This window comes from Brevibacillus sp., from assembly GCF_003521185.1.
GTDB lineage: Bacteria > Bacillota > Bacilli > Brevibacillales > Brevibacillaceae > Brevibacillus > Brevibacillus parabrevis.
The window spans coordinates 245,579-257,883 of the sequence record NZ_DOTK01000079.1 but is presented as its reverse complement, the minus strand read 5'-3'; the positions used below and the strand labels follow the sequence as shown (position 1 = coordinate 257,883).

16 protein-coding genes are annotated in these 12,305 nt (G+C 52.9%); 9 read left to right on the top strand and 7 right to left on the bottom strand.

Annotated features, from left to right (window positions below; all coding sequences use genetic code 11):
• Nucleotides 1–22: 22 nt before the first annotated feature.
• Nucleotides 23–613: a TetR/AcrR family transcriptional regulator gene (locus DEP07_RS24610; protein WP_287103159.1), complete on the bottom strand. Its 591-nt coding sequence runs from the start codon at nt 611–613 to the stop codon at nt 23–25.
• A 48-nt stretch (nt 614–661) separates the two neighbouring features.
• The gene (locus DEP07_RS24605) at nt 662–1,084 is read right to left on the bottom strand and encodes a VOC family protein (RefSeq protein WP_217021665.1); all 423 of its coding nucleotides are present in this window, start codon (nt 1,082–1,084) and stop codon (nt 662–664) included.
• Nucleotides 1,085–1,246: 162 nt separating this feature from the next.
• Between DEP07_RS24605 and DEP07_RS24600 the strand changes: the two genes are divergently transcribed.
• The 6 genes from DEP07_RS24600 (at nt 1,247) to DEP07_RS24575 (ending at nt 5,127) form a co-directional block, all read left to right on the top strand.
• A complete protein-coding gene (locus tag DEP07_RS24600) occupies nt 1,247–1,984 on the top strand; it encodes a class I SAM-dependent methyltransferase (protein ID WP_173595598.1) in 738 nt (245 codons plus the stop codon).
• Nucleotides 1,985–2,071: 87 nt separating this feature from the next.
• Nucleotides 2,072–2,356, top strand: a complete 285-nt coding sequence (locus DEP07_RS24595) for a 4a-hydroxytetrahydrobiopterin dehydratase (RefSeq protein ID WP_122965670.1) — start codon at nt 2,072–2,074, stop codon at nt 2,354–2,356.
• 106 nt (nt 2,357–2,462) lie between these two features.
• Nucleotides 2,463–2,786 (top strand): hypothetical protein, encoded by a 324-nt coding sequence (locus DEP07_RS24590; RefSeq protein WP_122965671.1) that lies wholly within the window; start codon nt 2,463–2,465, stop codon nt 2,784–2,786.
• Nucleotides 2,783–3,556: a DUF3109 family protein gene (locus DEP07_RS24585; RefSeq protein WP_122965672.1), complete on the top strand. Its 774-nt coding sequence runs from the start codon at nt 2,783–2,785 to the stop codon at nt 3,554–3,556. The genes DEP07_RS24590 and DEP07_RS24585 overlap by 4 nt, the downstream gene beginning before the upstream one ends.
• Before the next feature lie 68 nt (nt 3,557–3,624).
• Nucleotides 3,625–4,134: an acyl-CoA thioesterase gene (locus DEP07_RS24580; RefSeq protein WP_173595978.1), complete on the top strand. Its 510-nt coding sequence runs from the start codon at nt 3,625–3,627 to the stop codon at nt 4,132–4,134.
• Nucleotides 4,135–4,209: 75 nt separating this feature from the next.
• Complete coding sequence (locus DEP07_RS24575) at nt 4,210–5,127, top strand: aldo/keto reductase (protein ID WP_281868220.1); 918 nt, start codon at nt 4,210–4,212, stop codon at nt 5,125–5,127.
• A 52-nt stretch (nt 5,128–5,179) separates the two neighbouring features.
• On the opposite strand, the gene DEP07_RS24570 is transcribed toward DEP07_RS24575, so the two are convergent.
• From DEP07_RS24570 to uvsE, 5 genes are all read right to left on the bottom strand, one after another.
• On the bottom strand, nt 5,180–5,608 hold the full coding sequence (locus DEP07_RS24570) for a thiol-disulfide oxidoreductase DCC family protein (protein WP_274875191.1): 429 nt from the start codon (nt 5,606–5,608) through the stop codon (nt 5,180–5,182).
• Nucleotides 5,609–5,800: 192 nt separating this feature from the next.
• A complete protein-coding gene (gene hutH, locus DEP07_RS24565) occupies nt 5,801–7,306 on the bottom strand; it encodes a histidine ammonia-lyase (protein ID WP_274875192.1) in 1,506 nt (501 codons plus the stop codon).
• Between the two features lie 327 nt (nt 7,307–7,633).
• A complete protein-coding gene (locus DEP07_RS24560) occupies nt 7,634–8,242 on the bottom strand; it encodes a hypothetical protein (protein ID WP_173599749.1) in 609 nt (202 codons plus the stop codon).
• A gap of 10 nt (nt 8,243–8,252) precedes the next feature.
• Complete coding sequence (locus DEP07_RS24555) at nt 8,253–8,585, bottom strand: hypothetical protein (protein WP_167470352.1); 333 nt, start codon at nt 8,583–8,585, stop codon at nt 8,253–8,255.
• Between the two features lie 64 nt (nt 8,586–8,649).
• Nucleotides 8,650–9,582, bottom strand: a complete 933-nt coding sequence (uvsE, locus tag DEP07_RS24550; protein ID WP_287103157.1) for a UV DNA damage repair endonuclease UvsE — start codon at nt 9,580–9,582, stop codon at nt 8,650–8,652.
• 312 nt (nt 9,583–9,894) lie between these two features.
• Here uvsE and DEP07_RS24545 point away from each other — a divergent pair, with 312 nt between their 5' ends.
• The 3 genes from DEP07_RS24545 to DEP07_RS24535 all read left to right on the top strand — a co-directional run bounded on the left by DEP07_RS24545 (nt 9,895) and on the right by DEP07_RS24535 (nt 12,230).
• A complete protein-coding gene (locus DEP07_RS24545; protein ID WP_167470353.1) occupies nt 9,895–10,032 on the top strand; it encodes a hypothetical protein in 138 nt (45 codons plus the stop codon).
• Nucleotides 10,033–10,054: 22 nt separating this feature from the next.
• Complete coding sequence (locus DEP07_RS24540) at nt 10,055–11,584, top strand: amino acid permease (RefSeq protein ID WP_122965679.1); 1,530 nt, start codon at nt 10,055–10,057, stop codon at nt 11,582–11,584.
• A 160-nt stretch (nt 11,585–11,744) separates the two neighbouring features.
• The gene (locus DEP07_RS24535; protein WP_281868222.1) at nt 11,745–12,230 is read left to right on the top strand and encodes a hypothetical protein; all 486 of its coding nucleotides are present in this window, start codon (nt 11,745–11,747) and stop codon (nt 12,228–12,230) included.
• The last annotated feature ends 75 nt before the right edge of the window (nt 12,231–12,305 follow it).

Below are 12,305 nucleotides of genomic sequence, written 5' to 3'. Positions count from 1 at the left end.
AGGGGGTTTTTCGTCTGGCTATTTATTTGACCCGATAGCCTTCAAGCATCAGCGTCATGGCCCTGGTCATCTGTTCCAGAGAGTGCGCCTGGTCAGGCATTTGGGCAATCCAGAGCGCAGCTTCGTTCATTGCGCCAGAGAGCAGATGAGTCAAAGCCTCGATGGGCACAGCGGCAAGGTAACCTTGCTCTGCCATGTTTTGCAGCTGGGCTTGCAGCAGTTGCATGCTGTGTTCCTCGTCCATTTTCCGCCAAGCTTCCCAGCCGAGAACGGAAGGGCCGTCAATGAGCAAAATCCGTCTGTTGCGATGTTCGACGGCTGAGGTGACAAAGGCGCGGCAACCGTTCAACAGTTGTTCCCACGGGTCCTGGCTTTTGGCAGCTTCCGTCTCTACTTGTTCTGCGATTTCTTTTTGCACGGATTCGAGCACGGCGCGGAACAGCCCTTCTTTGTTGCCAAAATGATGGTACAAGGCTCCTCGCGTCAGTCCCGCTTCCTTGACCATGTCCTCTGTTGCGGCATGGGCGTACCCTTGGGTGGAAAAATGCTCCCTCGCTATTTCCAGCAGCTTCGCGATCGTTTCTTGCCTTTGTTGTGCTTTCGATATTTTCATGCTGTTTCTCTTGCTCCTATCTGATCTGATCGAGGATGAGGCCAACCGTCAGTTTTGATCGACGTACTGGCTGCTGAACGCTTCCGTGGGAGGAATGACGGTGATGACGTCGATCAGGACGCCATTTGGATCAGAGGTAATGAAGTGACGCTGCCCAAACGGTTCATCCCGGATATCCAGGTGCACGGGAAGCCCGGCTTTTTGGATGAGTTTGTCATATTCCGCATCAACATCATTCACTTCGAAGTTGAGAATCAGACCTTGGGTAGAGGTTCGATACCCGGACGGTATAGTGTCGTGATCGGGATGCAAAATAGCCAGCTCAAAAGGGAAGTCGCCCTTGCTGTGCTTCAAGCTCACGTACCAATCCGCTTCAAAAACGAGTTCAAATCCAAAGTGTTCCACATAAAAACGGGCACTAACGCCCACTTGCCGAGACAGGATAACCGGATAAAAACTGGATACTTTCACAACAATCTCTCCTTTCCGTTCGTAATGAAAATTTAACATACATACTGTATGTATGTAAAGTTGTTATCGGCATTTCCTCTGCACTTTGCCCGGGGGAAATCGGCTGCGGACAAACCCTCCTGTGGTATAATAAAGAAATCTTGGTATTAAAGGAGCTAGGGAATGGCAGAAGAATGGTTTGAACGCAGCTTTCGCGAAGATTACGTGCTTGTCTACCAGCATCGGGACGACTCGGCAGCCGATGAAGAGATCGCCAACCTGTTGGAGCGATTGCCTGTCAAAGACACGGGACGCGTACTGGATCTTTGCTGTGGGAGCGGGCGGCATTCGCGTGCGTTGGTTCGCAGGGGATACGAGGTGGTCGGAGTCGACTTGTCTCCTGTATTATTGCAGCTGGCCGAAGAACAAAACAACGATCCGCGGCTCAGCTTCGCCCGCTGTGACATGCGCAATATTCCCTATCGGGACGAATTTGATATCGTGGTTAACCTCTTTACCAGTTTCGGCTACTTCTCTTCTGATGAGGAAAACGCGCAGGTCATTCGCAATATGGCGCAAGCATTGAAAACGAACGGCGAGGTCGTCATCGATTACTTGAATCCAGCCTACGTCACGAGCCATCTCGTCCCGCATTCCACGAAGCACGTCAATGGAATGTTCATTGAGGAAAAACGGTGGATCGAGGACGGAGCCGTAAAGAAACGGATATGGATTACAGACGATACGGACAAAGAAAAGCGTGAATACTTGGAGCAAGTCCGGCTTTTTTCTGTCGAACAGATGATCGCGATGTTGGAGCAGGCCGGATTCGGACAGATTCAAGTTTTTGGCAACTACCAATTCGAACCGTATATAGCCAGTCAATCGCCACGCATGATTTTTTATGCGATCAAGCAATAAGTCGTGCGGATAAGCGTGACTAACCTTTCTGTCAGGTGAATATGATGGTGTTACAACCGTTCATCGGACAAAAGGGGGGCGATGTGAGTGAGCAAGCTGTCTTTGGAGCAGGTCAAACTGTATTTGAGCAAGGTTCCGGGCTGGAAGCTGGTAGAGGACAGGATGGCGCTGTCGCGCACATACCACTGTAGAGACTTCGCCACGGCCGTAAGCTTCGTGAATCGCGTGGCGGAGATGCTTGAGCACGACAGTCAGCATGTGGAGATTCATTTGGCTGGCGGGACTGTCACCTTTACGCTCGCGACCCGTGAAGCAAAAGGGCTGACGGGCAAGGACTTCGCCCTGGCACAAACGATCAGCAAAGTAAGCTAGAACGGGACGACACACGACCGCTTCTTCGGGGAAGCGGTTTTCTTTTGGCATTTTCGCCTCACTTTGCTATGATGGGCAGTAATGAAACTTTCGGAGGGATCGAGAAATGGACATTCAACAACACGAGCAATTGCTGCGCTTGCTGACAGACGAATTTGCCAGCAAAACGGCATCTGTCACATTTACACAGTGGGATACAGACAGCGAAGAGGAAGAAGAGGTAACACAATTTCAGGGACAACTGACAGAAGTCAAGTTGACTGATAATGAATTTGAGGAAAAAGACTTGCTGCTGGTGTTTGTGTCGGAAGCGGAAGGCGAGCTGGAAATTTTGATGGAAATCCCTGGCGATGAAGTGGACCTCGCCACATTTGCAGACGGAAAGCTGAGCATTTTCGGTACGGAAGCGGAGATTGTTTTGGAGAAATGAAGAAAAAGCATTCCTTTCGCTACGTAGGCACCCCTGATCCGATGAGCGACAAAGAGGTGTACTGCTGCGAAAAATATATAAAAAAGCACAGAGCGGCGATGATCAGGGCAGGTCAGTATATAGTGGACGTCCCGGCCTTGCTCGCCCTGTTTCATCTTGACTGTTGGAACTGCCGTGCGGTTCATCGCGAGACTTGTTGCGAGGGTGGACAACCTTACGCGGTGGAGCCGTGGCAAATTCCGATTATGGAAAAAGAACTGCCGGAAATCACAGCCCGCTTGCAGTCAGCAAGCGAACGGGAAAATTGGGAGCGGCACGGCGTCTGGGACCGGGGGCAACTGCCAGGCACGATCCGCATGCGCCACGGCAACTGCCTGTTTTATCAGGAAAACAACGGCCGCCTCGGCTGTGCGATCCATGCGTACGCCGAAGAGGCGGGACATGTGGTGGAGCCGCTAAAGCCGTTCAGTTGCCAGTTGTATCCGCTTGATCTGATCGATACGGGCGAGGCGATTTTGCTGACGGCGGTGACGGAGGAGACGTCGTCTTTTTCGCGCTGGGGAACAGACTATTTGGAGCAATTTTACTGTGCCAGCCCACAGCGCAGGAAACTGGCGACGCATCTGGATGAAAATGTGTTCGCACTCGCCGGGTACCGTCCGGCGTATGAGTGGAACTTGCCGATGCTGCGCTATTTTTTGCAGGAGGAAGCGCACGGGGTGCTTGAACACTTGCAAGCGCACAACCAGCTGGGAACTGTCAGGATGTAATTGGAACAGCGGATGCCTTGTGATATGATGGGGAAGGCATGAACATGATTGACAAAGGAGCAACAGTGATGAACGTCAAGACTACTCAAGAATCCCGCACGATTCAGGCATCCCTGGTTCAACCGTCTGATACCAATTACCACGGCACGATTTTTGGCGGCACGATGATGGCTTATATAGATGAGGTTGCGGCAATTGCTGCGATGAGACATTCCCGCAGGCCCGTCGTGACTGCTTCCATAGACTCCATCGATTTTCTCGCTCCGGTGAAAATGGGGCACTCGATTTGCCTGGAAGCTTTTGTTTCTTCGACAGGACGCACTTCGATGGAAGTGTTTGTCAAAATCGTTTCGGAAAACTTGCAAACAGGGCAACGCGTGCTGACAGCTACTTCGTTTTTGACTTTTGTCGCCCTGGATGAAGCTGGAAATCCGACCGAGGTTCCTGGCATTGTCCCGCAAACCGAGGAAGAGCAAAAACTGATGGCCTCCGCAGAAGAGCGCAAAAAAATGCGCAAGGAGCGAAAAGGAAGCCTGCAAGCTTTTGTCAGCCAGTTGAACGTGGAAAAAACGATTTGATTTTCGCATGCTTTCTCCCTGAGCGACAGTTCGCTCAGGGGCTTTTCTACATAGTGGCACGAGGAGGAATCGGCGATGAAGTACCGCAGACTAGGCAAGACGGAACTGAATGTTTCGGTCATCGGCGTGGGAACGTGGCAGTTCGGCGGAGAGTGGGGGCAAGACTTCACCCAGCCTGAGGTCGACGCGGTTTTGGACACGGCCAAAGAACTTGGAATCAACTTGATTGACACGGCGGAATGCTACGGAGATCATCTCTCGGAGCAACTGATCGGGGGCTATTTGAAAAAGGGCGGTCGCGCAGACTGGATTGTCGCAACGAAGTTCGGGCATCATTTTCACGACAAGTTTTCCCGCACGGACGAGTATGGGGCAGCGCAAGTACAAGTGCAGCTAGAGAACTCGTTGCGAGCTTTGCAGACGGACTACATCGACTTGTACCAGTTCCATTCCGGGCCGGACGCAGCGTTCGACAACGACGAGTTGTGGACGTATTTGGACAAGCAAGTACAGGCAGGAACGATTCGCCACCTCGGTTTGTCGATTGCGAAAAATGACAACATGCATCAAGTTGCGAATGCAAGCTCCGTGCAGGCGAAGACGATTCAGGTCGTGTACAACCGACTGGACCGGAAGCCGGAGGAAGCGGTTTTTGCTTCGTGTACCGAACAAGACTTGGGCGTACTTGCGCGGGTGCCTTTGGCAAGCGGATTTTTGAGCGGCAAGTACAAGCCCGGTGTCGTTTTTGCCGGAAACGATGTGCGGCATCGCCGCGACCCGCAGCAAGTGGCGGAGTTGCTTGCAGAAGTAGCCAACATCAAGGAAAGCGAAGTGCCGGAAGGAATGGACATGGCGCAGTGGGCGCTTGCCTGGTGCCTGAAGCATCCCGCCGTCACGGCGGTAATTCCGGGCAGCAAAAGTCCGGCGCAAGTGGAAGCGAATGCGAAAGCGGCAGCATACGCCGCGGACGACCATCCGCAAGCGCAAAAATAACAGCAAAAAGAGGAGCCGACGTCAAGTGCCGGCTCCTCTTTTTTATGGGCGGTCAATCGAGAAAACGCGCCTTGATTTCGCGGGTCGGCAGCATGCACTGCTCTTGCTTGCCAAACCAGCGGTAACGATTCCGGGCGACCCAGTCGTAAATGAAATCGCGGGCAGGGCGGGGGAGGAAGCGGCTGAGGTAAAAGCACAGCGGCCACGCTCCAGACAGTTTGCGCGCGACCTGCAAAACCGCGTCCGATTTTGTATACAAGCGACCGTTGGCCAAAAAGACGACAGATGAAAGCTGCGTGGCATCGTACTGATGCGACGACAAAATCTGTTTCGCCGTCTCTGACTGCAAGGAAGCGAAGTGAATCGCGCCGGACGAGTCGCGTTTCAAAACAAATTGTACGGCGCTGTTGCACATATGGCATTCGCCGTCAAAAAACAGCAGATTGTCAGGGTGTTGCAACGGCGTGGATGTCGGTTTCATCAGCCAGCCCTCCATGCTTCCAAGCGAGTGAGTGTGGAAATCCATCCTTCTCCTTTAGGATAGCAAAGAACGGAGGGCATTCCCAGTGGCATGATGCTTTTTAGGAGCGTGGATGTGACCCGCTTGTGGTAAAAGCTCCTGTCTCCCGAAGCGGGTACAACGGTCAACGCTCAACAGTCGTGCCCCTTTTGTTTACACGATCACGAGTATCCCTTTTTTGATCAATTCTTCGGCCTTGACCAAGTCCGGGTGCATCTCGCGGTCTTCGTGGAGACGGGGGATGACGCGGCGAAGTTCCGCGTATGCCTTGCTTGTGCCTGCTCCCAGGTCGCCTGTTCCGAAGTCGATCGCTTGCGCTGCGGCCAAGTATTCGATGGCAAGCACTTTTGTTACGTTGGAGATCACGGTGCGCAGCTTGCGGGCAGCGGTAGTGCCCATGCTGACGTGATCTTCCTGGTTGGCCGAGGATGGAATCGAATCGACAGACGCAGGGTGGCACAGCACCTTGTTTTCGGACACGATGGAAGCGGCTACATATTGGGTGATCATAAAGCCGGAATGGAGTCCGCCGTTTTCAGTCAAAAACCCGGGCAAACCGCTAAGCTGCGGGTTCACAAGCCGCTCTGTCCGACGCTCGGAAATGTTCGCCAGCTCTGCCATGGCGATCGCGAGAAAATCGGCAGCGAATGCCATCGGCTGACCATGGAAGTTCCCGCCGGAGATGACATCGCCTGTCTCGGTAAAAAGAATCGGATTGTCGGTCACGCTGTTGCACTCCCGGCTCACCGTCGTCCAGACGTACTCCAGCGTGTCGCGTGTCGCGCCGTGAACTTGCGGGAGGCAGCGCAGGCTGTAAGGGTCCTGGACGCGCAGCTCGCCCTGCTGCGAGGTGCGCTGGCTGCCGGACAAGTGTGCGAGCAGTCGTCTGGCCGATTCCTGTTGTCCGGGATGAGGACGAACGAGGTGCAGCTGTGGATCGAATGCTTTCGGGATTCCGCGCAAAGCTTCAATCGTCATCGAAGCGATCAGCTCTGCGCTTTCCAGCACTACCCGGGAATCATACAGCGCCAGGCAGAGCTGCGCGGTCATGGCTTGCGTGCCGTTGATCAGCGCGAGTCCTTCTTTCGCTTGCAGGCGAATCGGGGCCAGACCGACTGCTTTGAGCGCTTCGCTACCGCTCATTTGTTGCCCGTTTACATAAGCTTCCCCTTTGCCGAGCATGACCAATACCATGTGGGCGAGCGGCGCCAGGTCACCGCTGGCGCCAAGCGAGCCTTGCTGCGGGATGACCGGATGCACGCCGCGGTTGCACAGCTCTACAAGCTGGAGCAGCGTTTCTTCGCGGATGCCGGAATACCCTTTTGCCAGAGCGTTGATGCGCAGTGCCATCATGGCGCGGACGACTTCTACCGGATACGGGTCGCCCATGCCGCACGCATGGCTCATGATCAAGTTTTCCTGAAGCTTGCTGACATCTTCGCCTTGAATCATCACATCGGAAAATTTGCCGAAGCCGGTAGTAATTCCGTACACGACTTTTTGTTGCTGGACCATCTCTTCCACCATGGCCCGGGAACGGCGCACATTTTCCAGTGCTTCCGAAGTCAATTCGATGTGGACGAACTCTCTGGCGATCAAGGCGACATCTTCAATGCGCAGTTGATCCCCGTTCATTTGGATAAGTGTTGGCTGATTCATGGATAGTTTCCTCCTTTAACAGAGCAGAGAACGAAAAGAGCGAGGGGTTAGGATACTAATATCCTAACCCCTCGCTCCTGGGTTCTATATGTGATTGGATGAAACGTGTAAGCCTGCTCGGCGGCTGCATACGTCTGTCCTCACTTTCGCTCTACAACTGTCAGATAATTTTTGTTATTAGTATTATTGTAACGGAAGTGAGCGCGCAGTCAAGAGCAAGATTGTCACGGCGACTTCCCCAGGATAGAAAAAACGGGCTCAATCCATTTTTGGAAACTGGGCGAGTGTCGTTTCTTGAGCGGGATAAATGTCATACCATGTACTGTGTTATTTCATCAGAAAGGACGTGTTCGTTTCCGTGGAAAAGCGACGTAAGATGCCGCCAGTGCCGCCATCTTCTCCAAGGCGTCCAAAAGAAATGCCAAAACCGCCTTCCTCGATGATGCCGATGCCATCGCCATCGTTGCCGTCACCGAATGTGCCATCACCAAACGTGCCATCGCCGTCCAAACCAAATCCGCCGCAAAGCTCGGAGAATCCACAGCACAACATTCCGGCACGCCCGATGCCACAACGGCCAATCATGCCTTCGCCTAACCAGAATATGCCGAACATACCGAAGCCTATGCCACCAAAAGCGATGCCGTCGAATCCGATCCCGCCAAAAGCGATGCCGCCGAATCCAATGCCGCCAAACCGGATGCCAGCGAACCCGATGCCGCCAAACCGGATGCCAGCGAACCCGATGCCGCCGAATCGGATGCCAGAAAACCGGATGCCGGCGAACCCGATGCCGCCAAACCGGATGCCAGCGAATCCGATGCCGCCGAATCGCAGACCAGCGAATCCGATGCCGCCGAATCGCAGACCAGCCAATCCAATGCCGCCGAACTCCATGATGCCAAATCGGCGTCCGCCCAATTCTTCGCCGAACATGCGCCCGCCATCAGCGGAAAATGCACGTCCCGGAACGGAAATCGAGCTTTATTTGTTCAAATTCCATTTCCATATGGACCGGATGCAATACTTCCGCCACAAATGTGAGCAATACCGCGATCATCGCAAAAAGTACAGCGAGTACCGCAAGTATTACAAACACCATCAGCGGAGAATGAAGCATTATCACGATCGTTGCCAGGTTTGGCATCATAGGGGCGGCAGCAGTTCTTTTGGACGTGGCAGCTCCTCGTCTCATGGACATAGAGGATCTTCTTCCGGACATGGATGCGGCTGCGGTTGCGGCTGCGATTAAGCAAAGCCAAAAGGACGCCTGTTTCACCAGGGGCGTCCTTTTGTTTGTTGTTTCGCACGGAAATGGAAAGAACAGGCGTACTTTCTGGCGATCAAGGAGCGGAAGCGAACGCCTCGACTTCTAGCCCGCGCTTTTTCAAATGATGACGGAGCGACAGCAGGGCATCATCTTTGTTTTTGCATTCCAAAACAATGTCGACATGGTAATCGGCAAGGGCGCTGACAAAAGCGATAAACTCGTCGGGGTCAATATTGTCGGCAAGGGCGCGAAATTCTTTGGCTGATTTTGGCGAGGACATATGCATTTTCGGAGTGCGCTTTCCCCATGTCTGGATGATGCGCGGAAGGTACTCCTTCCAATCTTCTCCATCCGAATGGCATTGATGGTGATGCATGTCAAACACCATAGGCACTCCGATTCGCTCGCATAGCCCCAGCACATCGAGCATCGTAAAAGACGTATCGTCGTTCTCGACGACCAGCCTGCGCTTTACGTGCTCGGGAAGACGCTCGAAGTTGGCGGCAAATCGATCGAGCGAAGACGCTTTATCCTCGAATACGCCGCCGACATGGGTGACCAGCACCGAGTTGTCGTCAAGCCCGAGCAGGTCGAAAACTTTGGCATGATAGGAAAAATCAGCGATGGTCGCTTCTACGACAGATGGCTTCTCGCTGTTTAAAATGCTGAAGTGGCCGGGATGCGCCGTCATGCGGATGCCGTTGTTGCGAATAAACTCCCCGGTTTTTTGAAAATCCCAGGCAAACTCTTTGGCCCAATCCCATTCTGCCGCAACCGGGTGAGTGGCGAGCGGTACAAACTCGGAAGGGAGGCGGTACAAAAAAATGCGGTTGTCCACGTTGTAGGCGAGCAAATCCATCAGGTTAAAGAAATTCGTCTGCAAAACTTGGCGAAGCTTTTTCAACCGCGCCTGCGGCTCCAGCTTGTTGATTTGGGCGACGGTCGTTTTTTTGTTCGGATTGTTTTTGAGCTTCACGCTGATGCAGGCATAGCCCAAACGGATCAAGGAAATCACCCCTAGGATCGTCGTCTTTCTGTAGTATCTCCCAAAAGCAGTCCCAAGGTCGGGATGAAAACTTCCCAGTGAAGGGAAACGAACCATGCAAGCAATCCCCCAAAGAAATATGTATGTGAGCAAAAGCAGACAGTGACTTGTTTCCGTCTGCTTTTTATGGAGAAAAAAACTTGGACGAGCCGTTAAACGGTCAGGTCGCCAAAACATGTCCGCGATCAAGCCGATAGGTCTAGCTGTCAAACTGGCACGTAAAATGTACTGATCCTGTCATTTGTTATGAGTAGGAAGGGAGGTGACGAAGACATGCTGGTACTGGGCATCATCCTGATTTTGCTGACGGTTGCCGTTGCCATTGCCATTGGCTACAGGGCGAATGAAAGCGTGCGGAAATTTGACGAAAACGAGCATGAAAGCTTTATCGGTTCCAGGACTAATTCGTGACAGGGGGAAGGAGGGAGGCAACATGCAGCAGGATAAAGAACATCAGTTGCTTGAGGATAAAAAAGACTTGAACAAGTTCGGCTATGCCCAGGAGCTGCTGCGGGATATGGGCGGATTTTCGAACTTTGCCATTTCTTTTTCGATCATTTCGATTTTGACAGGGGCGGTTTCTTTATACGGGCACGGGCTGTTGTACGGCGGACCGGGCATGATGGGGTTTGGCTGGACGATCGTCGCCTTGTTTGTCATCCTCATCGCGGCATCGATGTCAGAGCTGGCATCCGCGATTCCCACGGCAGGGGCGTTGTATCACTGGGCGGCTATTTTGGGCAGCAAACGCTGGGGCTGGTACACCGCCTGGATCAACCTGATCGGACAAATCGGAATCGTAGCGGGAATCGACTATTCTTTTTCCTTGTTTGCCGATCCGCTGTTAGCCAGCGCATTTGGCTATACTTCGACCGAGACGACCACCTTGATCTTGTTTGGCATCACTTTGCTTTTACACGGCATTTTCAATCATATTGGCATACGGCTTGTAGCGAGATTGAACGATTTTTCCGCCTGGTATCATATTGGCGTTGTCGTTGTGCTTGTAGGCAGTCTTGTGTTTTTCTCGCGCAATGAGTTGCAGCCGCTCGACTATTTGTTTCAGGTCGGACAAACGTTTTCCGACAAACCGTACGCCATCGCATTCCTGATCGGACTGTTGCAGGCGCAGTGGACGTTCACGGGCTATGATGCTTCTGCCCATACGATCGAAGAAACGATCAACCCGAGGGTTCGCGCCGCTTGGGGCATTTTCACTTCTGTGGCCTTTTCCTTTATTTTTGGCTTTATTATGCTTGCTTTTGTCACGCTGTCCATTCACGATGCAGCAGCTGCCAGCGCCGCGGACAATGCCTTTATTTACGTGATCAGCGCCGCGCTGGGTGGAACGTTCGGTTCCGTTGTACTGTGGCTGGTCACCTTTGCGATGTGGTTTTGCGGCCTTGCTTCGATCACTTCCTTTTCCCGCATGTTGTACGCTTTTTCCCGGGATAAAGGCATGCCGTGGAGCAGACAGTGGGCCGAAATCTCCAGGAAATACAGAACGCCTGCAAAAGCGATCTGGCTGGTGGTCATCCTCTCGTTTGCCCTTGCCCTGTTTGACTACATTTTGAAGCGGATCAACCCTGATGCCGAATACACGACATTGGCTTTTCTCACCGCAGTAAGCGTGGTCGGACTGTATGTCGCTTACGGAATCCCGCTCTATCTCAAGCTGCGCGCCGAGTCGCGAGGGGTGTTCCAGCGAAAGCATTTTGGCCCGTGGAACCTCGGCAACTGGAGCAAGCCAATCAACGTGCTCAGCTTGCTCTGGATCGTGTTTATTTCGATCATGATGGTGATTCCTCCGAACCAGACAGCAGCGTATGCGCTGATCGCCATGTTTGTCGTCCTGATCATTATGGATCTCGCTTACTACCGCAAACATTTTGCGGGTCCGCAGGCGGCGCTCTCGACTTCGGCAGAGGAAATCAAACGCCAGGAAGCGAAATTCCGCGAGTAACTCGCATCAATTCCAATGGAAAATCGTTACGAATATCAGCAAGCCCCCGCTCATGTGCGAGCTGCGGGGCTTTTTTGCATTCATCAGCGCTCATAACGGACGCACACGGGAGAAAAGCTAGTTGTATCCCGGCAAAATGAATGAAAAGGAGCAGCAGATCATGCAAAAAATGAAAAGCGCGATAGCGACTGTGACGGGGATCGTCATTTTGGCCCAACTGTCGGCATCAGCAGCAGCGTGGCAAGGCATGGAGATGGGGAAGCGAGCCATTCATACGATGATCAAGCAGGCTTCGGAGAAAGTGCACAACCGCTATGAAGCCGCTGGCATTACCGATCCGGTTGCCTTTGAAGCCTTTTTCCGAAAGCTGCAGGAGGCAGTACAGGCGGGAGATAAGCGCCAGGTAGCCAAAAAAGTACACTTCCCGCTGCGGATCAACAAAGACGGGAGCAGCCGCTACGTCCGGGATGAGCAGCAATTTTTGGCGGAGTACGACCAGATTTTTGGCGATAAAGTCAAAAAAGCGTTGCTCGCGCAAAACGTCCAGGAGACGTTCGTCAACGCGGAGGGCGTGATGGTCGGCAACGGCGAGTTGTGGCTGGGGCAAATCGGCGGGAAATACGTGCTGTTTGCTGTCAATGAATAAATGGAAGGAGGAGGGCTTTTTTGCGGAAAAGCCCTAAAGTTTCATCAAAAAAATTTTATTGAACATTGTGTATAT

What these genes read in the sequence shown, in the direction of transcription:
- DEP07_RS24610 (WP_287103159.1), bottom strand. Translation starts at nt 613, where the DNA reads ATGAAAATATCGAAAGCACAACAAAGGCAAGAAACGATCGCGAAGCTG.
- DEP07_RS24600 (WP_173595598.1), top strand. Translation starts at nt 1,247, where the DNA reads ATGGCAGAAGAATGGTTTGAACGCAGCTTTCGCGAAGATTACGTGCTT.
- DEP07_RS24590 (WP_122965671.1), top strand. Translation starts at nt 2,463, where the DNA reads ATGGACATTCAACAACACGAGCAATTGCTGCGCTTGCTGACAGACGAA.
- DEP07_RS24585 (WP_122965672.1), top strand. Translation starts at nt 2,783, where the DNA reads ATGAAGAAAAAGCATTCCTTTCGCTACGTAGGCACCCCTGATCCGATG.
- DEP07_RS24580 (WP_173595978.1), top strand. Translation starts at nt 3,625, where the DNA reads ATGAACGTCAAGACTACTCAAGAATCCCGCACGATTCAGGCATCCCTG.
- DEP07_RS24575 (WP_281868220.1), top strand. Translation starts at nt 4,210, where the DNA reads ATGAAGTACCGCAGACTAGGCAAGACGGAACTGAATGTTTCGGTCATC.
- DEP07_RS24570 (WP_274875191.1), bottom strand. Translation starts at nt 5,608, where the DNA reads ATGAAACCGACATCCACGCCGTTGCAACACCCTGACAATCTGCTGTTT.
- hutH (WP_274875192.1), bottom strand. Translation starts at nt 7,306, where the DNA reads ATGAATCAGCCAACACTTATCCAAATGAACGGGGATCAACTGCGCATT.
- DEP07_RS24560 (WP_173599749.1), bottom strand. Translation starts at nt 8,242, where the DNA reads ATGTTCGGCGAAGAATTGGGCGGACGCCGATTTGGCATCATGGAGTTC.
- DEP07_RS24545 (WP_167470353.1), top strand. Translation starts at nt 9,895, where the DNA reads ATGCTGGTACTGGGCATCATCCTGATTTTGCTGACGGTTGCCGTTGCC.
- DEP07_RS24540 (WP_122965679.1), top strand. Translation starts at nt 10,055, where the DNA reads ATGCAGCAGGATAAAGAACATCAGTTGCTTGAGGATAAAAAAGACTTG.
- DEP07_RS24535 (WP_281868222.1), top strand. Translation starts at nt 11,745, where the DNA reads ATGCAAAAAATGAAAAGCGCGATAGCGACTGTGACGGGGATCGTCATT.